We start from the raw sequence: 24,623 nt of genomic DNA, 5'->3' as shown, positions 1-24,623 counted from the left end.
CCGGGACCGCGCTTTGGGGAAAATCCGGTTTTCGCTTACTTCACCACCTCGGCGCTCTTGATCACCACATCCTCGGTCGGGACGTTTGGTTGGGGCGCTTCCATGGTCTGGCCGCCGGCGCCACGCATGGTCAGCGGCTTGGTTCCGGTCGGGCTGGCCTTGATCTTGTCGACCACGTCCATGCCTTCCACCACCTTGCCGAAGACTGCGTAGCCATGGCCATCGGGGCTGGGGGCGTTGAGGCCGGCATTGTCCACCACGTTGATGAAAAACTGGGCTGTGGCCGAGTTCGGGTCACCCGTGCGCGCCATCGCGATGGTGCCACGGTCGTTCTTCAGGCCGTTGGAGGCTTCATTCTTGATACCCTTGCCGGTCTCCTTTTCCTCGATCTTGCCGTCCTTCAGGGCGAATCCACCGCCTTGGATCATGAAGCCGTCCATCACGCGGTGGAAGACGGTGCCATCGTAGTGCTTCTTGTTCACGTAAGTGAGGAAGTTTTCCACGGTGATCGGGGCTTTGGCGCGATTCAATTCGATGACGATGTCACCTTTGCTGGTGGTCAGCTTCACGCGCTCGGCGGCGGCGGCGGGCTTCGCGGGTTCGGCTTCCTTCTTCTCCTCCTGGGCGAAGGCGAAGGGCGCGCTCAGGGCGAGGGCGAGGGAGAGGATCAAACGGCGTTTCATGTCTTGGTTAGGTGGGTTGGAAAAAGGGAATGCGATCGCGGTGTCAGGCGTTGTTTTCCAGCTTCTGGATCGGCCTGACTTTGGGTGGGGCCGGCTTGGTGTCCGGGATCAGCGGCTCGATCTCGCGGAGCGGCAGCCAGCCGCGGCTTTCGTTGGTAAAGGCCACGTAGGCCCAGTCACCGCTTTTGGTGATCAGCTTGCAGAGTGACCCCGCTGGGGCGTCGATGACCTTCGGAGCTCCGCGGGCAGCGTCCGTCCGCACGGCGGCGCTATCGGCTACCACCACTACCTGTTCCTTCGCCGGGGCAAAGCGGGCGTCATCAGGGTAGTAGTGCCAAGCCACGATCCCAGCCGCTGCCAGTAGCGGTGCGGTGACGAAAGCGGCGATGGAAACCGTGCGGATTCCCGCACCAGGCCGGGTCGCCGGGAAGATCAGAAGCCCCACAATGATCATCCAAGCTCCGGCCCAGATGAAGCCCTTCCAAGTGTCGAGAGGCAGACGCGCCAGTTGGTGCTGGTAGTCCGGGCGCTGGATGGTGATCGAACCGAACTTGCGCTCCAGGAAGCGCAGGTTTTGCCGTGCTTCAGCGTGCGAGCCATCGCGCAGCAGGGTCCGGCGATAGTAGAGCGCCGCCTCGCCCGGCGATCCCAAGCGGTAAGCCGCGTTGCCGATGTTATAGAGGGTGTCCGGCGGCAGTTGCTCGTAGTCGCCACTGTCGAGCCACGCCTTCGCGGCATCGCCATAGCGGCCTTCCTCGTAAAGCTTCGGCGCGTCGGCCGTTTGGCTGAAGCCGAACTGTGTGGATAGGGCGATGAAGCCGATCACCAGTGGCAGGGCGATCCTCCGCAGTTGCTTGAGCACGCGCTGGCGCTCGGAGCGATCCAGCTTCGTCTCGGCTGCATCTTGGCGGAAGCAGACCTCGTCGCGCTTCGCGAGCGTTTCGGCGATCATCGGGTCGCTTTCCCCGCCCAGCCAGCGTTCGATGAAATGGCCGACGCTGCGGTAGAATGGGCCGGCTTGTTCCGGAGCGCGCTCGACGTCCCGCCACTCCTTCTCGCGGGCGAGTTGGTCGGGATCCTTCTGCATCCGCGGCCCGAGCTTCAGTCTGGCAATCCGTGCCAGCAGCCCGGCCACGATCAGGGCAGGGATCACTTGCCACAGCCACTGCGGCAGCGACACCCGCTTCGTCAAGAGCGTCACGGGTCCTTGGACGATCCCCAGAATATCAGTCATTTCCTCTAGCGGCATCGGCAAAGCTTGGGGCACGGCGGCTCCGGCGAGTGGCGCTGCGGTCGAAGGCAGCATCGAGAGCGGAATCGCATCAGAGAGTAGGATCTCATAGCTGCTCTTTACCGGATCAAAATAGACGAAGCGGAAGGACGGGATGGATGTCTGCATCCGCAGCGGCCGCATGAGCTGCCGGAAATTCACCTGGCCGTACATCTCGCGCCGCTCTTCGCCACGCTCCACGGCGGAAGTTTCGAAAAGCTTCCAACCATCGGCATCGATCGGCTTCGGCGGCTGCAAGGCATCAAGGTTTCCAGAGCCGCTGATCGCCATATCGACCATCAACGGATCGCCCTCGCGGATCTCCGTGTGGACCGCGCCGACCTGGAGTTCGAACTGTCCGATGGCATTGTCGAAACCATCCGGTGCCCCCGGCGGCAGCGGCTTGGAGTTCAGCTTGATCGCCGGGATGTTGAGCGTCACCGGCTGGTGGAAGACCGCGCTGAAGCGATCCACCGAAGGAATCTTGGCTTGGATCTTCACCGAGGCCGGCCCCAGCGTCGACTCTCCCACCCGATTGGTGGACATGGTGCTCGGGTAGCTGATGGCGTGGAAGCCGCGCCCCAGCAGGCTGGCCCTGCGGCTGCTCGATCCCATGCCGATTCCCATACCCCGGAGATTCGGCTGCTGGGGTTGGAAGCGCCAGGCGGACAGGCCATCGCGTTCGAAGTCGGGGATTCCCCAGTCCTCCACATCTTGCTCGATCGGAAAGTAGACCTTGAGCTCCACCGGCTGCTTCTCCCCGACGTAGGGATTTCCCTTCAAGGCGTGGAAGGCCGCGGCATAGCGGATTTCCTGACGGTCCACCGTGGTCTTCGACCACTTCAAGTCGTCCTCGTTGATGACCTGTAGCTCGATCGGTGCGGTCCGGCGAATCTCGCCGTCGATCATGATCTCCAACGCAGGAATGGTGTATTCGCCCGGGGTGTAGCTGAAGACGGTGAGACTGCAGATGTACTGCCAGCGGCGCCCCATGCCCAGTCGTTGCTGCCACTCGAGACCTCCCTGCTGTGGGGTAGCCTTGATGGTGAGCTTCGGCACGTCAGGGATTCTCATGTCGAGCGCCTCGTTCGGCATGTCATCGCCCGGGTAGACAATCTCGAGGACCGCCTGCTCGCCGGTGACGAGGAAGCGGCTGCTGATGCTGGCCTCGACCAAAGGCGCAGCGCTCGCGGTCTTCGCAGCCACCAGGGCGGCGAAGGCCAACAGGAATGAAAGCAATCGGTTCACGGTCATTGGAAAATGATTACCAGTCTTTGTCCGGCTGGCGGTATTCGATACGGTTGGGGCCTAGGGCCCCCTTTTCGAAATCTGCGTTCTCCTTGAGGATCCGGCGGGCGGTGTCTTCCGGTGACTCACCATCGCGGGGCTTCCTGCCGCCCTTCTCCTTGTCGCCATCGCCATTCTTCTTGTCGCCGGGGTTGTCGCCGCCTTCCCCCTGTTGATCCTTGTTGCCATTGGCGCCTTCGCCGTCTTGGTCCTTGCCCTTGCCTTTTTGCTGGCCGCCCTCGCCATCGCCTTCCTGATCGCCTTTGCCGCCTTCACCGGGCTGCTGGTCGCCCTGGCCTTCGCCTTCACCGGGCGCTGGCTGGATCTGTTGGGCGTTCTCCTGCACCTCTTCCAGGATTTCGCGCAGGCGCTTCAGGTGCTTCACCGCGAGCGCCCGGTTGTGGCGGGCGGCCTCCAGCGATGAATCGTAGTGGAGCGCGGAATCGAAGTGCTTGATGGCATCCATCCAATCGGTGAGCACGTTGTTGAAGCGGCCGAAGCCGGCGGTGTCACCGTTGTCGGGGATCGGTTCCATCAGCCAGTCCATCAGCGCTTGCCGCACCATCCCGTCGAACTTCGCCATTGGGTCCTTCTTCTCTGCCTCATCCTTCTTGCGCATCAGGCCCAGCAGGGCGTCCGCGATCTGGCGGAAGGGATTGGTTGAGCGGCTGGTGGACTTCTCCTCTTCTGGTGCCTTGTAGTTCGGGTAAGCGGCGTTGTTGGAGAGCCGCTTCCAGCCGCTGTCGAAGAGGATCGTGCCCAGCCCGTGATGGGCAGCCGCCCGGACCTTCGGGTCCTCGGAGCGCAAGGCCTCGCTGAAGGCATGGCGGGCGGTTTCGGTTTCGCCCTGCTTGTAAGCGGCGTTGCCTTGGGCCAAACGGTAGCGGAAAGCCTCGTCACTATTCTCCGCTTCGTTGGCCAGCTTGTCGTAGAGATCCTCAGCCTCGGCATGCCGTCCTTCCTTTACCGCCTTGAGGGCGTCGCCCTCGCTGCTGGCGTGTGCCGGCTGCGGTGCGAAGGCCAACATTACGGCGGCAACTCCCGCCGCACTGGCAGGGCCCAAGCCACGCCAGCGCGTGCCTGCGATTACCGAAGCAATCAGGCACAGGATCGCCGGCAGCAGGAACCACTGGTAATACTCCACCGGCACGACGCGATCACGCCCGGCGATCTCGAATTGCTCCATGTCGGAAATCGCCGTCTTCACCATCTCTGGAATACTCGCGGCGGAGGTCGCCACGGCGAAGCGCCCGCCGGTCTCGGCGGCGAGTTTTTTCAGGGCAGCGGTGTTGATCGAGCTCTTCACCAGGTTGCCGGCCCGGTCGCGGTGCTTGCCGTCGTTGTATTCCTTGTTCGGCACGTAGTCGCCCTGCTCGGTGCCGACCGCGATGGCGAAGATATAGACGCCAGCCTTCTTCGCTTCGGCGGCCAAGCGGCTCATCCGCCCGGTGGTCTCGTCGCCATCGGTCAGAAGGATCAGGGCGTTTTCCTTCTGGCCCGTCGCCTTCAAGGTCTTGATCGCAAGTTCCAAAGTGCCTTCCAAATCAGAGCCACCCACCGGGATGTAGTCGATGTCGAGCTGCTCAATGGTCTCCCGCACGGCCGCGTGGTCCACGGTTAGCGGAGCGAAGAGGTAGGGTTCACCGGCAAAGCCGATCAGGCCGATCCGGTCGCTTGGCAGCGCCTCCATCAACTCGTAGCAAAGAGTCTTGGCTTGGGTCAGCCGGTCAGGCTTGAGATCGGCGACCAGCATGCTGCGCGACAAGTCCAAGGCCAGCAGGACGTTGCGTCCGCGGGTGGTCTCCGCTGCCGTGCCCTTGGTGGTCTGCGGCCGGGCCAAGCCGAAGGCGAGCAGAGCGGTGGCCAGCATAAGTAAGGCAAAGGCGAACCAGCGGGGCAGGGGGCTGCCGCGGCGCAGCAGCTTGGTCCGGAGTCGCGGGGCCGCGAAGGCCGCCCACTGTTTGCGCCGCAGGCGCGCTACCAGCACTGCTCCCACCGTGAAAAACGGGATCAGGAGCAGCAAGGCAAGCCAGCCGGGTTGGGAAAAGCTCATGGCGCGGGTGGGGGATTGATGGCGAGCAGAAAGGCTGCCACCAGCGCGGCCAGCACGGCGGTGCCCACGAACCAAGAAAACAATTCCACGTCCTCGATGACCGTGCGGGACACGGACTCGGACTTCTCAAGCTTGTCGATCGTGTTGAAGTAGTTCTTCAGCTCCTCCGCGGTCTTGGCGTGGTAGTGCTGTCCGCCGGTGACGTCCGCGATCTTCTGGAGGGTCGGCAGGTCGAACTCTTGGCGGGCGAAACGCTGGATCTGGCTGGAGACGCGGCCTTCTTCGGTCCCGATCGCCACCGTGTAGATTTTGATCCCCAGCTTCTTGGCATTCTCGGCGGCCTCGATCGGGGAGATCTTGCCGGAGTTTGACGCACCGTCGGTGCACAGGATGATGATCTTGCTCTTGGCGTCCCGCGAGTCCAGGCGGCTGGAGGCGGCCGCGATGGCGGAGCCGATCGCCGTGCCCATCTCTTTGAGAATGTTCAGGTTGACCTGCTTGAAGCTGCTCAACAGCCAGTCGTGATCAAGGGTAATCGGGCTGACCGAATAGGGCCGGCCGGAGTAAATCACCATGCCGATCCGGTCATCCGGGCGGCTCGCGATGAAGTCGTTGACCACCTTCTTGGCTGCATCAATCCGCTGCAGGGCGCGACCATCGGGGGTGACAAAGTCGTCGATGCTCATCGACAGCGACACGTCGAAGGCGATCGCGATGTCGATCCCGCTGGCATTCTTGGCGTGGTACTCATTGCGCCACACGGGCCTCGCCATGGCGAAAATGGCCGGGATCAGGGCCAAAATCGCCAGAGGCATGCCAATCGAGAAGGCCGAACGCCTGACCTTGGCCCCCAGGCTCACCAGCACGGAGAGGCTGGAGAAAGTCAGCGCCGCCTCCGCGCCGCGCCCCCGCCGCAGCAGAAAGAGAAGCACGCAGGGGATCAGCAGCAGGAGCCACTGCGGCTGCGCGAATTTGAAATGTTCAAGGAATTCCCTCATGCGGGACTGGAACTAGAGCTGGGACTGGGACGGTGCTGGTGGAGGCGCTCCAGCAATTGACGCGCCGCTGTATATAGCGCCACGGGATCGCCGCTTGCTTCGCGACCATACTTCAAACGGGCCAAATGTGAAAATCCTTCGGCCGTGCTCTGGCGCAAATCCTCGGGGTAAGAGGCAAGAGACTCGTGGCGGGCCACAAATTCCTCGTGAGTTTCGAAAAGTGCCGGATCGCCGGAAACCGTTGCCAGATAACGCCGTAGCGCGATCGAGACTGTGGTCGCGGCTTCCTGGATGGTCTCGCCCGGCTTGCCTTCCAGCTCCGTCAGGGCTCTGCGGTAGGCCGCCTCCCGCAGGGCGGGCATGTTGACGCCAGCTGGCTTCTTGCCCCTTCGCAGCAGGAGGATGAGCCCCACGATCAGGCCCACTGCCACCAAGCCGATCAGGCCCCATGCCCACAAGGGCAGGCCGGGATCGGGCAGCAGCGGCTCCGCCGGGACGGGTTCCCGCAATACGAAGGCGTCGTCGGTTGGGGCGGCCATGGGTCAGCGGGTGCGCTTCTTTGCGCGTTTCTTGAGCAAGGTGTGGAGATCGCGAAGCCGGTCGCGGTCGGTGAAAAGCTGCGCGTGGTCGATCCCGTGCTTCTTGCAGACTGCGGAGACCCCTTCCGACTGCCGCCGCATCAGCTTCTCGTAGCCCATCCGGAGGTTGGCGTTGTTGGTGTTCACCATCACTTCCCAACCGGTCTCGGGGTCGGTCAGTACGACCTTGCCGGCTTTGGGTAGCGAAAGCTCCAGAGGATCCGAGATTTGCAGGGCGATGGTCTCATGCTTGCGCGCGAGCTTGCCCAAGGGCTTGTCGATCGGATCGTCAAAGAAGTCCGAGATCATGAACACAAAGGCCTTGCGGCGCAGGGTGCGGATCAGGAAGTCGCAGGCTTGGCTGATCGAGGTGCCGCGCTGGGCGGGTGCCGGATTCGCCATCAGGATCTCGCGGATCATCCGCAGCACGTGGCGGGTGCCTTTGGCGGCGGGTACGAAGAGAATAGGTTCGCCCGCGAAGAGCAGCAGCCCGACTTTGTCGCCATTGCCCGCGGCACTGAATCCGAGGATGGCGGCCGCTTCCGCCGCCGCCTCGCGCTTGCTGAAATGCACACTGCCGAAGTCCGCGGAACCGGAGATGTCCACGGCCAGAATCACCGCCAATTCGCGTTCTTCGCGGAACTTGCGAATGTAAGGCGAGCCCATCCGGGCCGTCACATTCCAGTCGATGAAGCGGATCTCGTCGCCGTGCTGGTATTCCCGGAAATCATCGAAATCCAAGCCCTGCCCCCGGAACGAGGACTGGTACTCGCCGGCGAAGGACTCGCGCACCAGTCGCCGGGCCTTCAGCTCCAGCTTGTGGACACGGTTCATCACCTCCTCGATGTGCTCGTCGTCGGTCATAGGAAAGGCAGAGACGGAAGACTAAAAGACTTCGTCTTCAGGGCACCGGCACCTTGGCCATCACGCGGTCCAGAATCTGGTCCGTGGTCACTTCCTCCGCCTCGGCTTCATAGCTGAGCAGGATACGGTGGCGGAGGACGTCGTGGACCATGTCCTTCACGTCCTGCGGCGTCACGAAGGCGCGGCCGGCGGAGAAGGCACGGGCACGGGCGGTGAGGGCAAGATTGATCGTGCCGCGTGGCGAGGCACCGGAGCGGATCAGGTGCTTCAGGCCTGCATCGATCTTGGCGGGGAAGCGGGTCGCACGGATCAGGTCAACGATGTATTCCCGCACTGCCGGATCGATGTAGATTTGGTTCACGTGTGAGCGCGATTCGGCCACCTGCTGCGGGCTGCACACGGTCTTTGTCCGATAGATCGGCGCGGAGGTCGCCATCCGGTCGAGCACCATCAGTTCTTCATCCTTGGTCGGGTAGCCGACGCTCACCTTGAGCAGGAAGCGGTCGAGCTGCGCCTCGGGAAGTTGGTAGGTGCCTTCTTGGTCGATCGGGTTCTGGGTCGCCAGCACCAGGAAGGGCTCGGGCAGACGATAGGTGGTGTCCGCGAGGGTCACCTGCTTTTCCTGCATCGCTTCCAGCAAGGCGGACTGCACCTTGGCCGGGGCGCGGTTGATTTCGTCCGCGAGGATCAGGTTGTTGAAAATTGGGCCCAGCTTTGGCGAGAACTTCGCCTCCTGCGGGTTGTAGACCATGGTGCCGAGCAAGTCGGCGGGCAGCAGGTCTGGCGTGAACTGGAAGCGCGCGAAGCTGGCATCCAGCGATCCGGAGAGCGCCTTGACCGCAAGGGTCTTGGCCAAGCCGGGCACACCTTCCAGCAGGATGTGGCCATTGCAGAGCAGGCCCACGATCAGCCGGTCCACCAGCGACTCCTGGCCGACCAGGACCCGGCCCATTTCCTCCTTCACGGAGCCAATCCACCCGCTCGTCGCGGCGATCCGTTCCTGCAATTCGTCTGTGGTCATCGGTAACTTTTGGAAATCCTGCTCAATCCACTGCACTATCGCCAAGCGCGAATCTGCGGCGGCACCGGGCAAAGCGCAGCGGGGCACCCCGGATGTCTGAAAAACACCGCAATCAGGCGAAGCTCGCAGCCAATTGCGTCAGTACCAGACCGGCAGGGTTTCCAAAGTCGGCCATTTCAACTTTATTTTACAAAGTTTGCCTGCTTTCATCGGCTGCAATGAAGATCTTCGCGCTGAAGCTGACAGCCAGTGCATGCGTGGGCCTCGCCGCAGTTGTGGCGGTCCAAGAGGCGCAGAGCGAGGGACGCACGGAGAAACCCTCACCCTCTTCGGCAGCGCTCGAAGGGCATCAGCAAACGCCGGCCGACCTGAAAAAGGAATTCCCGGGAAAGCCGGCCAAGGCTGCGAACCGGGGAGCCAAGCGGCAGCCTCTGGGCATCATTTACGTGTCCGGTGAAGTGAAGGCGCCGGGGAGTGTCACGGTCATGAAAGGCATGACCGTGGAGGAGGCACTGAGGAAGGCGGGCGGTGTCACGGAGTCCGGGGCAGTTAGAGGATGCGCGCTTAATCGCAACGGAGCGCTAACGAGAGTCGATCTGAACACGCCAGAGGGCAAAGCCACGATGGTTGAGGCGGGCGATCGGTTGATGATTCCGCAGAGGATTTGGTAGGGACGTAAGTGGTCGCCCTATGTTGGGTGGGGAGCTGCTCAGCGCGACTTGATCCACTCCACGATCTTCGCGTCGTCACCTTCGGCTGCCCAGACGCGGCGCAGGAAGTCGGCGAGGTGAAGGTCGCCGTTCCGCTGGAGGAATGCACGGTCGCCGCCGCAGCCGTACATCAGGTCGGGGTCGAGTTCGCCGCGGAGCTTGGCCTTGGCCTTGACGAGGATGCGCGGCAGGTAAGCCATGCCAGCCAGCTCATCGCCGAAGGTCGGCACGTTATCCCGGTTGAGTTCTTTCTCACCCGGCTTGCCCTGCATCACGACCTCGAAGTAGTCGCGGCGTGCGGCAGCCACGAGCACGGCGGTGGAGGGGGAGGGGGTGCCTTCCTCGCAATAATCCTCCACGAAGTCGAAGAACTCGCGCGGCTTGTAGCCGATCTCCTTTAACAACGCGGAGTCAGCCGTCGTGTAGTAGCCGGTGAAATCCCTGTCGCCCGACTGATAGCGTTTCACGCAGCGGTCGAAGAGTTCGAGAAAGCGGTCGTTCCAAGTCATGTGCGGCCAAGCTGAATGAAGATTGCTCCGGAGCAAGTCCGGGGCAGAGAATCCTCTGATTTGTTAGTGTCCACAGCCCGTGCTCGCGCAGTCCTTGAGACGCTCGATCTCAAGCGCTGGAATCCGCGTCGGCTCCGGGTACTCGAAGATCTCGCCCTCATAGTTGCGCAGGACTGTCTTCTCGTGGTCGCGGTGGACGACGTAATTCGGGTTGAGCGGGATCTTGCCGCCGCCGCCGGGGCCATCGATCACGAATTGCGGGATGGCGTAGCCAGTGGTGTGACCGCGCAGACCTTCAATGATTTCGAGGCCCTTCGAGACCGAGGTCCGCAAGTGCGAGGAACCCCGGATCAGGTCGCACTGGTAGAGGTAGTAAGGCCGCACCCGGCACATCAGCAGCTTTTGCACGAGTGCCTTCTGGACCTCCACGGAATCGTTCACGCCCCGCAGCAGCACGCTCTGGTTTCCGAGCGGGATCCCGGCATCGGCGAGGCGCCCAAGCGCGTCCCGGACCTCCAGCGTGAGTTCGCGTGGATGGTTGGTGTGTACCGAGATAAAAAGCGGGTGATACTTCTTCAGCATCGCGCAGAGCTCCGGCGTGATCCGTTGCGGCAGGAAAATCGGGATCCGCGAGCCGATCCGCACGAACTGGATGTGCGGAATGGCGTGCAAACGGCTCAGGATTTTCTCCAACTTGGAGTCCGAGAAGAGCAGGGGATCGCCACCAGAAAGCAGCACGTCGCGCACTTCCGTGTGCTCCTCCAGATACTTGAAGGCAGCTTCCCAGTGAGTCTCCAAATGCTGCTCGCCCACGCCCGACACCACCCGCGAGCGGGTGCAGTAGCGGCAGTAGGAAGCGCAGCGATCCGTGACCAGGAATAGCACGCGGTCCGGGTAGCGGTGCACGAGGCCCGGCACCGGCATGTGCGAGTCCTCACCGCAGGGATCGGCCATTTCCTCCGGCGCGTCCCAGCCTTCCTCCAGCCGCGGGATAACCTGGCGGCGGATCGGACAGTTCGGATCGTCCGGATCGATCAGGTTGAAGAAATGCGGCGTGATCGACATCGCCAGCTTGTTGCCGGCGAGCAGAACGCCCGCTCTCTCCTCTTCGGTGAGGTTGATGCGGGCTTCAAGGGCAGACAGCGAGGAAACGCGGTTCTTGAGCTGCCAGGTGGCGTCGTGCCACTCGGTCATTGCTTCCGCAGGCCAGTAGCCTGGTGCATGCGAGCGGAAGGCGGGGTCTAGGTCGTGTGGGTGGCCCATCGGGGTTCCGCGAAATTAGAGGGCTTCCGCGACCTGTCAAATGGCTGTTTGCGCATGGGCCGCGGTGCGTTTATCCGGATTTTGTTCCAGAAAAGCGCGTCATGCGAGGGAATCCCTTGGGAGAACCTATCAATTGGTTACCAGCACGTTGAGAATGGCCGCGGCCGAATCATTGCCAACATTGTCCCTCACGACCAGCCGCCACTGGTAGCTTCCCGCCACATCCGGGGTAAAACTGTAGGTGTTGCCTGTCTGCTGCACGGGGGTATTGAGCGGCCGGGTGGATCCGGCCGGTCGCGTCAGCAGCGTGAAAGTGTAGCTGGCGAGCGAACCGGGAGCCGTATCGGAGGACCGGGCGGCACTTAGCATACAGGCTTGGTTCACCCGCGGACTTGTAGTGCTTTGGTCCAAGACCGCGGTAGGAATACCGTTGGCCGGCACCACGATATCGAGCAGCGAAGCCAGCGAATCGCCTCCGTTGCTGTCTCTTACCACCAACTGCCAGCGATAGGTCCCGACGACATCAGGGGTGAATCCATTGAAAATCGGAGTGCTCTGCTGCACCGGTGTGTTGAGCGGACGGCTGGAACCGTTGGGCCGCGAGGTCAGTGTGAAGCTGTAACTGGCAATCGAAGCCGGAGCGGTGGCGGAGGAACGTGCGCCGGTCAAAACACAGACTTCATTCGGGCCGGGTGCCGTGGTCGTCCGGTCCAGCACGGCGGTGGGGAGCTCTTGGGGAAGCACTTGCACGACAGAGTCGGCGGGTGCGGAGGTGAGCCCTTGCGAATCCGTGACGGTGAGCCGGATCCGATACTGCCCCGGAGCGAGGGGCGCGGCTGGCGTGGACGGGATCGACACGCTGATTCCCGAGCCACTGATGCTTGCTCCGGCTGCCGGACGCTCCGTGATGCTCCAGTTGTAGGTCAAGCGATCGCCCTCTGCATCAGAGGATTGAATGCCAGAAAGATTCACCGGCTGGGCATAGCCGACTGTGTTGGGTGCGGTAAGCACCGCGGTAGGAGTTGTATTCGTCGTTGAGCTGAGCAGCGGGGCATTCCCGCCGCCATCCGTGCCCCCGATGATGCCGCCGGAGCCACCGGGGTTTTCATAGGTGTTGTTGCGGAACAGCACGCGCTGGGAATCTGCGTCCAAGGCGGGTCCGGAAGGCACCACCACGATGTGGTTGTCACGGATTTCATGGGAGGTGCCCGTAATCAGAATCCCGCGTCCCCCTACAGGACCTATCCGGTTTCCGACCACCCGGTGGGCGCTGCCGCCTAAATCGACCCCTTGGGTGTAGGGCGCAGTCAGGTCGATGTTGGAAATCGTGCTGTCCCGGAGGTCAGAGCCCGTGCCACGGAAGACGACGGCGGGGCCCTGGGTGATGTCGCGGATCACACAATCCGCAATCAGCGAGGATCCGCCGGCGAGATTGACTCCCAGGGCCGCTTGGAAAACCTGGCAGCGTCGCAAGCTTGCGGGTGACTCGGCATAGACCGCATTGCCAGACGACCCATTGATCTGGAGGTCTTCCGCTACCAAGGTGCCCAAGGCTCGAATCCCGGAACTGCTCCCGGAGGCGTCTAGCCAGCCATTTCGCACCGTTGCCTGTGCGCCCGAGGCTACACTGAGCGCGGCACTCGAAGCGCCGGAAACCTTATAACCTGAGAGATCCAGCGTCACCCCGGTGGCTTGGATTGAGATGCCGTTCGCCTTACCGGTGGCGGTGACGTTTCCCGGTAGATAGTAGGACCCGGGCTGGCTGATCACGAATGCGGAGGAGGCATCGGCTGCGGTGTTTGTGGCATTCACGGGAATGCGAGGCTCCACCTGATCCAGTGTCTTCATGGATGGAGACGGCGCACCCGGCGGAGGAGTAAGCGCCCCCTGCCCGAGGGCCAAGCAGGGGACAAGCGAGAAGAGAAGAAGGCCGCGCATCATGGATCGAAAAACTGGAATGGTGCTTGAACAGGGGGAAAGTCACTCTTCCGGAAAACTCCGGCCGCAGGCGATTGCGACATGAGCAGTCAGCAGGGATACAAGATCAACAAGAGTTCGGGATTGCGCAGATGTCCAGCTCCGGTGTGGTTGCAAAAAGCAAGGGGCCGCCATGCTGGCAGCCCCTTGTCGCGAGGAATGTTAGAAACACTCCGGATATCATCCTTCCGCGTTGTCCCTTCTAACAGCCGGGGCGATCGAATCGATCAAGTCCAGAGTCTCGGGGTCGAGCGTCGGCGCTTCGATGGCGGCCAGAGAATCATCGAGCTGGGCCACGGTACGGGCCCCCACGAGGGCGGAGGTGACGCCTTGCTGGCTGAGCACCCAGCGCAGGGCGAGGTGCTGGAGGCTCATGCCGTGCTCGCCGGCGATCTGGTGGAGGGCGCGGATCTTCTCGATCTGGGCGTCCACCTGGGCGGTCTGGAGGAAGCCCTCGGCCCGGGCGGCGCGTGAGCCCTCGGGGATGCCGTTGACGTATTTGCCGGTCAGCATGCCCTGCGCAAGCGGGCTGAAAACGATCGAGCCGATGCCCTTGTCATCGAGCCACTCGTGGATGCCTTCGGCTTCCGGCCAGCGGTTCAGGATCGAGTAGGGCGGCTGGTAGATCAGGCAGTTCACGCCCATTTCCTTCAGGATCTTGACCGCCTTCTTGAGCATCTTAAGCGGATACTTCGAGATGCCGACGTAGAGGGCGCGGCCGGATTGCACGGCAGTGGCCAGTGCGGACATGGTCTCCTCCATGTTCGTCTTCGGGTCCGGGCGGTGGGAGTAGAAGATGTCCACGTAGTCCACCCGCAGGCGCTTGAGCGACTGGTCGAGCGAAGCCAGCACGTGCTTGCGCGAGCCCCATTCGCCATAGGGTCCCTGCCACATGTCGTGGCCGGCCTTCGAGGAGATCAGCAGCTCATCTCTGTGGGCGGCGAAGTCCTCGGCAAGGATGCGGCCGACGTTCTCCTCTGCGCTGCCCGGTGGCGGGCCGTAGTTGTTCGCCAGGTCGAAGTGGGTCACTCCGCGGTCGAAGGCGCGGCGCAGGATTGCGCGGGCTTCGTTCTGGTCATCCACGTGGCCGAAGTTGTGCCAGCAGCCGAGCGAGATTTCAGGCAGCTTGAGTCCGGACTCGCCGCAGCGCCGGTAGGGCATGCGGCCATCGTAGCGGGAAGGATCGGCGGAATACATGGGAAGTTCGGAGTAGGGAATGGCGAGTGCGGAGTGATTCAAGGCAAGCCCGGGGCAGGCGTCACGATCTCTTTGGTTACGTCTGCCGCTTCCTCAAACTGTCCCGCCTCTCAAGGCGCGGATGCGCACCAGCACCGGCGGATGGCTGTGGTCGAGGAAGACCCGGAAGGGGTGCGGCGTGAGGTTGGAGAGGTTCTTGGCGGAGAGCTTTTTGAGAGCAGAGACCAAGGATTCCGGCTCGCCGGTGGCATTGGCGGCGAAGGCATCGGCCTCGAACTCATGCTTGCGGGACCAGGCATTCGCCGCGATGCCGAGCAGACGGCTAACCGGCGAGAAGAGTAGTGCGAAGAGCACCAGCCCGACATGAGCCGAAATGGGTCCGACGCCGAAGGCATTGAAGAGCATGCGCGAGAAGGTCCCGCCATCGATCACCAAGCCTAACAGGTAGAAAAGCACCGCGGCCTGAACGACGGAAACGGCCAGCCGCTGGACGATGTGCTTCAGCTTGAAGTGGCCGATTTCGTGGGCGAGTACCGCGACCAGTTCACCCTGGGTCTGTTCCTCCACCAGGGTATCGTAGAGCGCGATCTTCTTCATCTTGCCGAAGCCGGTGAAGAAGGCGTTGGCCTTGGTCGAGCGCTTCGAGCCATCCATCACCGAGATCTCGCCGAGCGGGAAGCCGCACTTGCGAGACATGGCCTCGATCGCTTGACGCAGAGGTCCATCGGCCATCGGGGTGAATTTGTTGAACAAGGGCAGGATCAGACTGGGCGCCAGCCAAGTGAGGAAGAGCTGGAAGCTCACGAAGAAGCCCCAGGCCCAGAGCCAGGCGTGCGCCACATGGCCGAAGATCCACAGGATACCCGCTGCCAGTGGCAGGCCGAGGATCGCGGCCAGCAGGAGGCCCTTGACCTGGTCGATCGCGAAGGTCTTCGGTGTGGTTTTGTTGAAGCCGAACTTCTCTTCGATCACGAAGGTATCGTAGATGGAGAAGGGGAGCTGGATCAGCATCTGGCCCAGGAACAAAAGCCCCAGGAAGATCAGACCGGCCTGGAGTTCTCCGCTGGCCAAGCTGCGGGCGAACTTGTCCAGCCAGCCGAAGCCGCCAGCCAGCCAGAAGGCCAGCAGGATGAAGAGCGAGGCTGTGGACTGGATGATCTCAAAGCGGGCGGACTCCCGGGTGTAGTCCTGCGATTTCGCATACTTCTCGGCATCGAAGACGTCCTCAAACTCCTTCGGCAGATCCGGCGAAAGCGCCTTCAGGTTCAGGATCGTCGCAATGAAGTCCAAGTTCCACAGGCCGAACAGGGCCAGTAGGATCACGATCGCCAAAACATTCCACTCCATCTCGGGGGCGAAGATGTACCGGGGATTCGGTGGTGGATAGTGGATATTGCAGCGAAGAGAGTCCGCCTCCGCATTGAACAGCCCCTACCACCGCGTCGAGAAGACTGCCGCCAAGATGCCCACCACGACGACCAGCACAAAAATCCCGAGAACAATCCAGACGACAATCGAGGTCTTGTATTTGACGTGGGGAGTCTGCGCAATGATCTCCTTATAGGGCGCACTGAAGACCATGGTTCCCTTCTTCGAGAAGAGGAGGTTCAGGATATAAGTGTTGATAAGGATGGCGATAATGCTTTGCGGCAGGCCAAAGATCGACAGCACCAAATTGATGCCGGTGAGGATTCCTGCGACAACCCGCGCCGCTGGCGAAAGCTTGCGGATTCCGTAGCCAACCCACAACCCGAGGAGCCCCAGCGCGGGAAACAGCACCATCATCGCGAGTTCCGCTGTTCCCATGTTGCCTCCCTTCAGCCCCGCGAAGACCATGGTAACCCCGCCTATAAGGATGAATATCGAGCCGATGAAATACAGGGAACCGATGCCCTTCACCGAAGCCTCGTGCTTGATGTGCTCCCGGCGAATGACTTCCGCCTCGTTGGAGACGGGCAGCGGGGGCGGTGCTGTGGTATCCAGCGGTGCGGCGTAAGGATTGAGATCCATGGAGATATCGGAGGCCGGGCGACCCTAGTTGATAGACCGCGAGCGTCAAGATTGCGCGATCAAGGCTGACCCTTCGCGGCTGCTTCCACAAAGGCCTTCAGCAGCTTCGCCTGTCGCTGGTCGGCGGGCATCAGCTTTTCCGGGTGCCACTGCACGCCGATGAGAAAGCGCTGGGGATCGGTGCTCTCGGTGGCCTCGACCACGCCGTCCGGGCTGCGGGCGGCGACCTTGAGATCCTTGCCGAGGCCGCTTGGGTCGACTGCCTGGTGATGAAAGGAATTCACCTCGAACTCGCTCTCGCCGAAGATCTGCTGCAGTCGCGTGTTTGGCTCCAGCTTCACCAGGTGAGTGGTAGCGCGATGATTGCCGCCGATTTCGGTGGGGATGTCCTGCACCAGTGAGCCGCCCTTCAGGACATTGATCCACTGGCTGCCCAGGCAGATGCCGAGCAGGGGCTTCTTGGTCTGCTCGATCCAAGCCTTGCCGAGGGCTTTCTCAAAGTTCAGGCGATTGTCGTCCAGCAACTCGATCGTGGGGTGAGGGGACTCGCCGTATTCAGCGGGCGGGATATCGGCACCTCCGGGCATCAGAAGGCCGTCGAGTCTGTCGAGGTAGCCGGCGATGGCCTCAGGATCGTAGTCGTAGTTGGGAAGGATCACCGGGATGCCGCCGGCCTGGCGGACTGCCCGGACATAGGTATCGGCATTCACGCTGGCAATACCGATGAGCGGAGCCTCGTGCAGGGCTGCCGGAGCGACCGCTGTGGGCAGGTCCGACTGCTTGTGGCCGGCAAGAAAGCCCAGCCACGCTGCGGCAAAGACCGCGGCGAAAGTGAGCCAGTGACGGTGGGTCATGACTTCCAAGATCGCCGCGGAAGGGCGGCAAGTCGAGTTCTCCTTCGGGTTCCGGACGTCTCAAAAAAAATGCAGTGAGGCTGTCCTGAAATGCTCCCGCGCTTCGTCGCATCTCGGAACGCACGAATTCCATCAAGCGTGGACGGATCGCCGGAGCGGCGTAGGTTTCGCATGCCCGGACCCCGAGTCACTCGAAACGAAGCAAAGTCATGAGCACGAATGCCACCATCTCCGAACCCCAAGGATTGGGACGGAAGCACAAGATCGTATCGCAGGAAGAATGGATCGCGGCCCGCAGGGAGCTGCTGGAACGCGAGAAGGAGGCGGTCCGCCTGCGGGACCGCTTGAGCGCCGCACGGCGCGCCCTGCCCTGGGTGAAGGTCGACAAGATTTACCTCTTCGACGGCCCTTCAGGGAAGGTGTCGCTGGCGGATCTCTTCGCCGGGCGGAAGCAGTTGGCGATCTATCACTTCATGTTCGGCCCGGATTGGAAGGAAGGCTGCCCGAGCTGTTCCTTTGTGTCCGATCACTTCGGAGGGACCTTGCCTCATCTGGCAGCTCGCGATGTCTCGATGGCGGCGGTTTCCCGTGCGCCATTCGCCAAGCTTGCAGCCTTCAAGCAGCGCATGGGCTGGAACTTCAATTGGGTCTCCTCTGCCAGCAGCGATTTCAACTTCGACTACCACGTGAGCTTCAGCGATGAGGAACTCGCGGAGGGCGAGGTCGACTACAACTACACGCGGCAGGAGTTCCCGAGCACGGAAGCGCCGGGCCTAAGCGTCTTCTACAAGGATGATGATGGTAGCATCTACCACACCTACTCCACCTTCGGTCGTGGTGTGGAGGCGGTCATGAACACCTACAGCATCCTCGACATGGTGCCGAAGGGCCGCAACGAGGATGAGCTGGATTTCCCGATGGCCTGGGTCCGCTACCACGACAAGTACGGCACCAATGAATTCGCGGATGCGGACAAGCCGTACTGGCCGGAGAACGCGACCGGCTCGACTGCGGGCTGTGGCTGTGACTGAGGCGAAGTGGTCTTGATGATTGGCTCCGCAATCAGGCATTTCCTGCCCTATGCCAACCGAATTTGCCTTCTTCTCCGGAAGAGGAGAAGGCAACCCGTTGCTCCAACAAGAATGGATGTAGATGGCTCCGGGACCAAGTGATAGGTTCCGGAGAGAATGGCTACGTAGCGGTCGGTGGGCGTGTCCACGATGAGGACCATTCGCTCCAAATCCACGGACCCGGCGAGGATGACGAACTCGACGGTACCGGAAAGCTGGGGAAAGGCATTGTCCCATAGTGGGGATATGCCGAGAAGGGCGCCCAATCCCGAAGCGGTTCCGTTGAATGTGGTCCGTTTGACAGGGACAGATTGACCGGTGGCAGTGATGGTGAGCGACAGGCGCTCCCCGAGATCCAACTCATCCTCTCCGAGAGTCACGGCATATTGATCCCCGGCGCCCGTCCCGGAGGTAGTGCGATCTAAAGTAAAAGTCCAAGTGAGCCGCTCCGGCGACGCGAAGACAACGGTAGCATCGCAACGCAAGCTGCCGAAGACGAGGGTGGCGATGCAGGCGGCGAGAGTAGATAGCCTGTTCATTGAGGAGATTCTTTCAGATTCCGCCGCGGTCACGGCACCCGGATCTCCGCCTGATGCTTCTCGACGTAGGCGAACAAGAGTCCCTCGATGTCCTCCTCGCAGTCGTAGTAGCGCTCGTCGCAGCCGTCGAGCAGATCGATGACTTCCTCGTCCAAGTCTTCAACATGATCCGGAATGTATTCCGGATCCATGTCTTCCGTGATCCCCGCATGGCCGATGGCATCCGCGGCGATCTTCGCGTGTTCCGGGCAGCCGATCCGCTTCAGTGAGGGAACGATGGCGTGGATGAAGATCGAAGAGGAGTTTTGGAAGAACTGCTCGTAGCCTCCATTGTTAACTTCCCGCGCCAAGGCCTCCACCGCCACCACTGTAAGCTCGGGCTCGGTTAGATGCGCAGGGTTCCTGCGCACCAGCGCGCGCTGGATTCCATCATCCAGCGCGCTCAAGAGGGAATCGATGCGATAGCGGTCCTGCATCGCAACCAACTCCCGGGCCGTTTGGCCGCCGTATTGCTCAAGCCAGGGTTTATCCATCGTGGGAGAGGGGAGCGTTATTCCAGCTTCACCAGCAGGTCATCACTATCCACCTGCTCGCCCTTCGCCACAAGGACCTCCTTCACCACGCCATCCTGCGAGGCACTGACGGTGGTGAGCATCTTCATCGCTTCGAGGATGATCAGCTTGTCGCCCTCCTTGACCTCCTGGCCGGGGGAGACGGCGACCTCGGTCACCATGCCGGGCATCGGGGCGCAAGCCTGGGTGCTGTCGTCGGGGCTGCCTTTCACGCGGGCTGCCTTCGAGTCCTTGCTGATGCGGGACTTGTCGACGATCACGCTTTCGCGCGGCATGCCGTTGAGCTCGTAGAAGAGCGTGCGCTTGCCATCCACATCGGCATCGCCGATCGAGACCAGCTTCACGAAGAGGGTCTTGCCGGGGTCGATCTCCATCTCGACTTCCTCGCCGACGTGCATGCCGTAGAAGAAGGCTGGGGTGGCGAGGCCACTAAGGTCATCGTACTTGCGGCGGAACTCCATGAAGTCCGCGAAGACGCCTGGATACATCAGGTGCGAGTAGAGATCGTCGTCGTCGACGTTGCGGCCGATCTTCTTGGCGATCTCGGTGCGGGTCGCATCGAGATCGACGGGGTCCGCGAGGTCGCCGGGGCGCTGGGTGGTGGCGGGCTTGTTGCCGAGCACGACCTTCTGCACATCTTCCGGCCAGCCGCCGTCCGGTTGGCCCAGGCCTCCGGCGAGCATGTCGATCACGCTTTCCGGCCAGTCGATCGAGCCGGGCTTGAGCTTCGGCACGTCCGCCGCCTTGATGCCACGGGTGATGAGGAACATCGCCATATCACCGACCACCTTCGAGGATGGGGTGACCTTCACGATATCGCCGAAGAGCTGGTTCACATCCGCATAGGTGCGGGCGATCTCGCGCCAGCGGTGGCCCAGGCCCATCGCATTCGCCTGCTCGCGCAGGTTGGTGTATTGGCCGCCGGGCATCTCGTGCTCATAGACCTCTGCAGTGCCGGCGCGCGGCGCGGAGTCGAAGGGCTTGTATTGCGCGAGGACCTCTTCCCAGTAGTCGGAGATCTCGTTGAGCGCATCGGCATTCAGGCCGGGATCGCGGTCGGAGTTGGCCAGTGCGGCGCAGATCGAGTTGAGGTTCGGCTGCGAGGTTGAACCGGACAGCGAGGCAACCGCAAGATCGACGATATCCACACCTGCGCGAGTCGCGGCGATCACCGAGGCGGCGTTCAGGCCGGAGGTGTCGTGGGTGTGGAAGTGGATTGGGATGGAAATTTCCTGCTTGAGCGCATCGACGAGGTTGTAGGCGGCCTGCGGTTTGCAGAGGCCGGCCATGTCCTTGATCGCGAGGATGTGGGCACCCATCTTCTCCAGCTCCTTGGCCTTCGCGACGTAGTATTTCAGCGAGAACTTGTCGCGCTTCGAGTCGAGGATGTCGCCGGTGTAGCAAATCGCGGCTTCGCAGAGTGCCTTGCCGTGGTCGCGGACCGCCTTCATGGCGACTTCCATGTTCGGCAGGTAGTTCAGCGAGTCGAAGATGCGGAAGATGTCCATACCCGCGTCCGCCGAGTGCTTCACGAAGCCGGCGACGACGTTGTCCGGGTAGTTCGAGTAGCCCACCGCATTCGAGCCGCGGAAAAGCATCTGGAAGAGCACGCCCGGGATTTTCTCGCGCAGGCGGCGCAGGCGGTCCCAGGGATCTTCCTTCAGGAAGCGCATCGCTGTATCGAAGGTGGCACCGCCCCACATCTCCAGCGAGAAGAGGTCCGGCAGGGCCGACGCGTAGGCATCCGCGATCCGCAGCATGTCCACGGTGCGCATGCGGGTGGCGATCAGCGACTGGTGCGCATCGCGCATCGAGGTGTCAGTGATCAGCAGGCGCTTCTCATCGATGATCCACTTCGAGAAGGCCTCGGGTCCTTTCTCTAGCAGGATCTCGCGGCTGCCCTCGAAGCTCTTCGCGGCAAGATGCGGCACGCGCGGGTTGAGGATCGGCTTCTCCGGCTTCCAGCCCTTGGCGGTGGTGTTGCCATTCACCGTGATGTCCGAGAGGTAGGACAGCAGCTTGGTCGCGCGGTCGCGCTTGGCCTTGAACTTGAGCAGCTCGGGCTTGGTGTCGATCAGCTTGGTGTGGGCCTGGCCGGAGCGGAAGGTTTCGTCCTGGATGACGTTTTCCAGGAACGGAATGTTGGTCTTCACCCCGCGGATCCGGAACTCGCGCAGGGCGCGGTCCATCCGCTGGCAAGCAGTCTCGAAGTCGCGGCCCATCGCCGTGAGCTTCACCAGCATCGAGTCGTAGAAGGGCGTGATCACCGAACCCGCATCACCGGAACCCGCATCGAGGCGGATGCCGAAACCTGCGGCCGAGCGGTAGTTCAAGATGCGGCCGTAATCCGGCGCGAAGCCCTTCTCGGGATCTTCTGTCGTGATGCGGCACTGGATCGCGTAACCGTTGCAGGGAATCTCGTCTTGTGGCGGGATCGCGATCTCATCGCTGAAGAGCGAGTAGCCCTTCGCCACCAAGATCTGAGAGCGTACCAAGTCGATGCCCGTGACGCACTCCGTGACCGTGTGCTCCACTTGGATGCGCGGGTTCATCTCGATGAAGAACCAGTCGCCGCGGACCATGTCGTAGAGGAACTCAACCGTTCCCGCGTTATTGTAGCCGATGCCCTTGGCGAGGGTCACTGCGGCTTCGCAGAGTTCCTTGCGGACCACCGGATCGAGCTCCACGGAAGGCGCGATCTCCACGACCTTCTGGTAGCGCCGCTGCACCGAGCAATCGCGCTCGTGCAGGTGCACCACATTGCCATGCTGGTCACCGAGGATCTGCACCTCGATATGCTTGGCGCGGGAGACGTAACGCTCGAGGAAAACCGCAGGATTGCCGAAGGCCTTCTCCGCCTCGCCTTGGGCTTCCGCCAGCAGGCCGGCGAGTTGCTCGGGCTTCTCGACCACGCGCATGCCGCGGCCACCGCCGCCGAAGGCGGCCTTGATGATGAGCGGGAAGCCGATCTCCTTGGCTGCCTTCAGTGCCTCATTCGGATCGGTGATCGGTTCCTCGGTGCCGGGCAGGGTTGGGACATTGAACTTCGCCGCGAGATGGCGGGCGGCGGTCTTGTCGCCCATGCTCTCCAGCAGCTCGGGGGAAGGGCCCACGAAGGTCATGCCCTCGCGCGCGCAAGCGCGGGCAAAGGCCGCATTCTCGGAAAGGAAGCCGTAGCCGGGGTGCACCAGGGTCACGCCCTTCGACTTCGCCAGCGCTGCGATACCGTCCACGTCGAGATAAGCACCCACCGGACCCTTGTTGTGATCGAGCTGGTAGGCCTCGTCCGCCTTGAAGCGGTGACGGGAGAAACGGTCTTCCTCGGCGAAGATCGAAACGGTGCGGAGACCGAGTTCATTGGCGGCGCGGAAAATGCGGATGGCAATCTCACCACGGTTTGCGGCGAGCAGCTTGTCGGTCTTGGGTTGCGGCATGCGGCGCTTTCCTTAGGAGGCACCGCCGAATCGGCCAAGGGCAAAGGTGGCGGCAGGCCGATCCTTTGGGTCCCTGAAAATTCCCGAAGAAAATTTCCAGAAAAGTGTTGACGGGTCGGTCGGTCGCTGGTAATCCTTCGGCGTCGCGACAATAGTAGGCGGCCCGATTGAAGAGTCTTTCCGGTTTTTGGGTTTTTCCGGAGTCTAGTCGATCGGGCCGCTTCATTTTTTGTCGCGGCATTTTCTTTTCCGGGGTGCGCGGGCTAGTTGAGGGGCGCTGATGGCGGTTTCCACTCCAGATGACCAGTGGGCCGACGAGGTCCTGATGAAGCGCTGAGTCAGATTGCAGGAATCGCTCAGGGCTTTGCCGTCTGCCCTTTTACGAGCTTCCGCAGGGTTGGGCCATCGATGGTGAAGTAGTGGCCTTGGGCGTCGTTCGCTTGGAGGTGATAGCGGATCTGCAATTGCCCAACCAGTTCATCCGCCACTTCGAAACTCACGGGCAGCGGGCTGCCGCTGGCGACATCGAAGCGCGCGATGGCATCGGCGGGGCCGCCTTCCCTGAGAATCGTGACAGAGCAGCCGCTGTAAGGGGTGTCGGCCCCGGCTTGGATATGCAGCGAGACCGTCGTCATCCCTCGCTGCGACTTGAGACCGACCTTCAGGGAGTGGTAGGGCAGCTTCGCGGCATTTTCGACCGTGATCGGGGTGATGGACGCCAAACCCTCGGCACGGAGGGGGAGCTGAGAAGAGGTCGCCAGGGCGATAAGCAGGAGGAATCGGGAGATCATTTCTACATGACACCCGATCGCTGGGAAACTTAGAAGTAGGAAAGGGCGGCAGTTCCAGCGGTTCCGGCCCACTCAGAGCACCTTCGCAATCCGCCCCCGGTCCAAGTCGAAGGGGCTGAGCTCCAGCATGACCACCGTCTGGTCCGGCAATTCCGGCGGATTGGCGGCGAGTTCCTTCGAGAGGTGGCATACCACCGGCTTGCCATTCGGCAGGGCGACCTCGTGGAGGCCGTTTTCGAGGGTCCGCAGAATCGTTCCGCGGGTTCTCAGGCAGTCGTCGTGACTCATCGCGCAGAGGCAGTCAGTTGTGACGCCGATTTGCAAGCCCGGGCAAGTCCGTGGCTTGACGTTACATTGCCGTTGATTCAAACTCCCCGCGTCTGCGACTGTGGCTTGATGGCACCGTTCCTGACCTATCCCTAGCACCATGAAGCTTCGCTTGATCCTTCCGGCCTCCGCCGCGTTTTTCCTGGCTGCGTCCTGTACGCCTTACAAGGAGCCCCCGCCGCCGGCTCCGGCTGATCCCGCTGCCAACAAGCAGACCGAGGAGCAGAAGCAGAAGGCTGCCGAGCTGAAGGAGAAAAGGAAGAAGGACGCCGAGGAGCTGGCCAGCAAGGAGAAGCAGGAGGAAGGCGCGACTCCTGGTGGCGGCGACGTGGGGAATAACGTGGGCAACGGCAACCCCGACGCGACCCCGCCCAAGAAGCCGGAGCCGAAGAAGACCTACGACACCGCCAGGCCCGTGCCCGGCCGCCCCGGCTTTGTCTTCAGCCCCTACAACAACAAGATCGTGGATGTTCAGGACATCCCGAGTGGCAAGCTGGTGCAGGACCCGACCTATCCGAAGTCGGAGAAGAAGTATTTCCGGGTGCCTTGAGATCACCGCGATTCCGCAAGATCTGATTTCGCGGAGCCGGTCCCACCCCAGGGTCCGGCTCCTTCA

The 24,623-nt window shown here is 62.1% G+C and carries 21 protein-coding genes; 3 read left to right on the top strand and 18 right to left on the bottom strand.

The features are described from left to right. Window positions 1-35: 35 nt before the first annotated feature. Genes BV071_RS02865 through BV071_RS02835 form a run of 7 tightly spaced genes read right to left on the bottom strand, consistent with a single transcriptional unit; the run spans window position 36 to window position 8,754 of the window. Window positions 36-683: a peptidylprolyl isomerase gene (locus BV071_RS02865; RefSeq protein WP_035601674.1), complete on the bottom strand. Its 648-nt coding sequence runs from the start codon at window positions 681-683 to the stop codon at window positions 36-38. A 43-nt stretch (window positions 684-726) separates the two neighbouring features. Further along, window positions 727-3,201: a BatD family protein gene (locus tag BV071_RS02860; protein ID WP_265593992.1), complete on the bottom strand. Its 2,475-nt coding sequence runs from the start codon at window positions 3,199-3,201 to the stop codon at window positions 727-729. Between the two features lie 16 nt (window positions 3,202-3,217). Further along, window positions 3,218-5,293 (bottom strand): VWA domain-containing protein, encoded by a 2,076-nt coding sequence (locus BV071_RS02855; RefSeq protein ID WP_035601668.1) that lies wholly within the window; start codon window positions 5,291-5,293, stop codon window positions 3,218-3,220. Beyond that, a complete protein-coding gene (locus BV071_RS02850; protein WP_052572800.1) occupies window positions 5,290-6,291 on the bottom strand; it encodes a VWA domain-containing protein in 1,002 nt (333 codons plus the stop codon). The genes BV071_RS02855 and BV071_RS02850 overlap by 4 nt, the downstream gene beginning before the upstream one ends. Further along, on the bottom strand, window positions 6,288-6,830 hold the full coding sequence (locus BV071_RS02845) for a hypothetical protein (RefSeq protein WP_035601666.1): 543 nt from the start codon (window positions 6,828-6,830) through the stop codon (window positions 6,288-6,290). The genes BV071_RS02850 and BV071_RS02845 overlap by 4 nt, the downstream gene beginning before the upstream one ends. Window positions 6,831-6,833: 3 nt before the next feature. Continuing rightward, window positions 6,834-7,733, bottom strand: coding sequence for a DUF58 domain-containing protein (locus BV071_RS02840; protein ID WP_035601664.1), 900 nt, complete (start codon window positions 7,731-7,733; stop codon window positions 6,834-6,836). Between the two features lie 37 nt (window positions 7,734-7,770). Then, a complete protein-coding gene (locus BV071_RS02835) occupies window positions 7,771-8,754 on the bottom strand; it encodes a MoxR family ATPase (RefSeq protein ID WP_035601661.1) in 984 nt (327 codons plus the stop codon). Between the two features lie 218 nt (window positions 8,755-8,972). Here BV071_RS02835 and BV071_RS02830 point away from each other — a divergent pair, with 218 nt between their 5' ends. After that, a complete protein-coding gene (locus BV071_RS02830; RefSeq protein ID WP_035601658.1) occupies window positions 8,973-9,425 on the top strand; it encodes an SLBB domain-containing protein in 453 nt (150 codons plus the stop codon). 38 nt (window positions 9,426-9,463) lie between these two features. On the opposite strand, the gene BV071_RS02825 is transcribed toward BV071_RS02830, so the two are convergent. From BV071_RS02825 to BV071_RS02795, 7 genes are all read right to left on the bottom strand, one after another. Further along, window positions 9,464-9,973, bottom strand: a complete 510-nt coding sequence (locus BV071_RS02825; RefSeq protein WP_035601656.1) for a hypothetical protein — start codon at window positions 9,971-9,973, stop codon at window positions 9,464-9,466. Between the two features lie 63 nt (window positions 9,974-10,036). Then, a complete protein-coding gene (locus BV071_RS02820; protein WP_052572799.1) occupies window positions 10,037-11,236 on the bottom strand; it encodes a KamA family radical SAM protein in 1,200 nt (399 codons plus the stop codon). Between the two features lie 129 nt (window positions 11,237-11,365). After that, window positions 11,366-13,084 carry a right-handed parallel beta-helix repeat-containing protein gene (locus tag BV071_RS02815; protein WP_035601654.1) on the bottom strand — a complete coding sequence of 573 codons (1,719 nt, stop codon included), beginning with the start codon at window positions 13,082-13,084 and terminating at the stop codon, window positions 11,366-11,368. A gap of 309 nt (window positions 13,085-13,393) precedes the next feature. After that, the gene (locus BV071_RS02810; RefSeq protein ID WP_035601652.1) at window positions 13,394-14,410 is read right to left on the bottom strand and encodes an aldo/keto reductase; all 1,017 of its coding nucleotides are present in this window, start codon (window positions 14,408-14,410) and stop codon (window positions 13,394-13,396) included. Window positions 14,411-14,503: 93 nt separating this feature from the next. Then, window positions 14,504-15,757, bottom strand: a complete 1,254-nt coding sequence (locus BV071_RS02805; RefSeq protein WP_035601649.1) for a M48 family metallopeptidase — start codon at window positions 15,755-15,757, stop codon at window positions 14,504-14,506. A gap of 84 nt (window positions 15,758-15,841) precedes the next feature. Then, window positions 15,842-16,420 carry a hypothetical protein gene (locus BV071_RS02800; protein ID WP_035601646.1) on the bottom strand — a complete coding sequence of 193 codons (579 nt, stop codon included), beginning with the start codon at window positions 16,418-16,420 and terminating at the stop codon, window positions 15,842-15,844. Between the two features lie 59 nt (window positions 16,421-16,479). Beyond that, the gene (locus tag BV071_RS02795; RefSeq protein WP_052572798.1) at window positions 16,480-17,274 is read right to left on the bottom strand and encodes a gamma-glutamyl-gamma-aminobutyrate hydrolase family protein; all 795 of its coding nucleotides are present in this window, start codon (window positions 17,272-17,274) and stop codon (window positions 16,480-16,482) included. Window positions 17,275-17,483: 209 nt separating this feature from the next. On the opposite strand from BV071_RS02795, the gene BV071_RS02790 reads away from it, so the two are divergent. Next, window positions 17,484-18,305, top strand: a complete 822-nt coding sequence (locus tag BV071_RS02790; protein ID WP_035601642.1) for a thioredoxin family protein — start codon at window positions 17,484-17,486, stop codon at window positions 18,303-18,305. A gap of 607 nt (window positions 18,306-18,912) precedes the next feature. Here BV071_RS02790 and BV071_RS02780 read toward each other — a convergent pair. The 4 genes from BV071_RS02780 to BV071_RS35105 form a co-directional block, all read right to left on the bottom strand. Beyond that, on the bottom strand, window positions 18,913-19,416 hold the full coding sequence (locus BV071_RS02780; protein ID WP_081885747.1) for a DMP19 family protein: 504 nt from the start codon (window positions 19,414-19,416) through the stop codon (window positions 18,913-18,915). Between the two features lie 17 nt (window positions 19,417-19,433). After that, window positions 19,434-22,889, bottom strand: a complete 3,456-nt coding sequence (locus BV071_RS02775; RefSeq protein WP_035601634.1) for a pyruvate carboxylase — start codon at window positions 22,887-22,889, stop codon at window positions 19,434-19,436. Window positions 22,890-23,245: 356 nt separating this feature from the next. Continuing rightward, on the bottom strand, window positions 23,246-23,680 hold the full coding sequence (locus BV071_RS02770; RefSeq protein ID WP_035601632.1) for a hypothetical protein: 435 nt from the start codon (window positions 23,678-23,680) through the stop codon (window positions 23,246-23,248). Between the two features lie 72 nt (window positions 23,681-23,752). Then, on the bottom strand, window positions 23,753-23,968 hold the full coding sequence (locus BV071_RS35105) for a hypothetical protein (protein WP_035601629.1): 216 nt from the start codon (window positions 23,966-23,968) through the stop codon (window positions 23,753-23,755). Between the two features lie 139 nt (window positions 23,969-24,107). Between BV071_RS35105 and BV071_RS02760 the strand changes: the two genes are divergently transcribed. After that, entirely contained in the window at window positions 24,108-24,557 is a 450-nt protein-coding gene (locus BV071_RS02760; protein WP_035601626.1) for a hypothetical protein, read from the top strand. Window positions 24,558-24,623 lie beyond the last annotated feature (66 nt).

Source organism: Haloferula sp. BvORR071 (assembly GCF_000739615.1).
Classification (GTDB): domain Bacteria; phylum Verrucomicrobiota; class Verrucomicrobiia; order Verrucomicrobiales; family Akkermansiaceae; genus Haloferula.
Note: the sequence above shows the minus strand (reverse complement) of the source record. Positions and strands in the feature narration are given on the sequence as shown.

What these genes read in the sequence shown, in the direction of transcription:
- BV071_RS02825 (WP_035601656.1), bottom strand. Translation starts at nt 9,973, where the DNA reads ATGACTTGGAACGACCGCTTTCTCGAACTCTTCGACCGCTGCGTGAAA.
- BV071_RS02760 (WP_035601626.1), top strand. Translation starts at nt 24,108, where the DNA reads ATGAAGCTTCGCTTGATCCTTCCGGCCTCCGCCGCGTTTTTCCTGGCT.
- BV071_RS02795 (WP_052572798.1), bottom strand. Translation starts at nt 17,274, where the DNA reads ATGACCCACCGTCACTGGCTCACTTTCGCCGCGGTCTTTGCCGCAGCG.
- BV071_RS02820 (WP_052572799.1), bottom strand. Translation starts at nt 11,236, where the DNA reads ATGGGCCACCCACACGACCTAGACCCCGCCTTCCGCTCGCATGCACCA.
- BV071_RS02805 (WP_035601649.1), bottom strand. Translation starts at nt 15,757, where the DNA reads ATGGAGTGGAATGTTTTGGCGATCGTGATCCTACTGGCCCTGTTCGGC.
- BV071_RS02850 (WP_052572800.1), bottom strand. Translation starts at nt 6,291, where the DNA reads ATGAGGGAATTCCTTGAACATTTCAAATTCGCGCAGCCGCAGTGGCTC.
- BV071_RS02865 (WP_035601674.1), bottom strand. Translation starts at nt 683, where the DNA reads ATGAAACGCCGTTTGATCCTCTCCCTCGCCCTCGCCCTGAGCGCGCCC.
- BV071_RS02780 (WP_081885747.1), bottom strand. Translation starts at nt 19,416, where the DNA reads ATGGATAAACCCTGGCTTGAGCAATACGGCGGCCAAACGGCCCGGGAG.
- BV071_RS02790 (WP_035601642.1), top strand. Translation starts at nt 17,484, where the DNA reads ATGAGCACGAATGCCACCATCTCCGAACCCCAAGGATTGGGACGGAAG.
- BV071_RS02810 (WP_035601652.1), bottom strand. Translation starts at nt 14,410, where the DNA reads ATGTATTCCGCCGATCCTTCCCGCTACGATGGCCGCATGCCCTACCGG.
- BV071_RS02830 (WP_035601658.1), top strand. Translation starts at nt 8,973, where the DNA reads ATGAAGATCTTCGCGCTGAAGCTGACAGCCAGTGCATGCGTGGGCCTC.
- BV071_RS02815 (WP_035601654.1), bottom strand. Translation starts at nt 13,084, where the DNA reads ATGAAGACACTGGATCAGGTGGAGCCTCGCATTCCCGTGAATGCCACA.
- BV071_RS02800 (WP_035601646.1), bottom strand. Translation starts at nt 16,420, where the DNA reads ATGGATCTCAATCCTTACGCCGCACCGCTGGATACCACAGCACCGCCC.
- BV071_RS02770 (WP_035601632.1), bottom strand. Translation starts at nt 23,680, where the DNA reads ATGATCTCCCGATTCCTCCTGCTTATCGCCCTGGCGACCTCTTCTCAG.
- BV071_RS35105 (WP_035601629.1), bottom strand. Translation starts at nt 23,968, where the DNA reads ATGAGTCACGACGACTGCCTGAGAACCCGCGGAACGATTCTGCGGACC.
- BV071_RS02840 (WP_035601664.1), bottom strand. Translation starts at nt 7,733, where the DNA reads ATGACCGACGACGAGCACATCGAGGAGGTGATGAACCGTGTCCACAAG.
- BV071_RS02855 (WP_035601668.1), bottom strand. Translation starts at nt 5,293, where the DNA reads ATGAGCTTTTCCCAACCCGGCTGGCTTGCCTTGCTGCTCCTGATCCCG.
- BV071_RS02845 (WP_035601666.1), bottom strand. Translation starts at nt 6,830, where the DNA reads ATGGCCGCCCCAACCGACGACGCCTTCGTATTGCGGGAACCCGTCCCG.
- BV071_RS02835 (WP_035601661.1), bottom strand. Translation starts at nt 8,754, where the DNA reads ATGACCACAGACGAATTGCAGGAACGGATCGCCGCGACGAGCGGGTGG.
- BV071_RS02775 (WP_035601634.1), bottom strand. Translation starts at nt 22,889, where the DNA reads ATGCCGCAACCCAAGACCGACAAGCTGCTCGCCGCAAACCGTGGTGAG.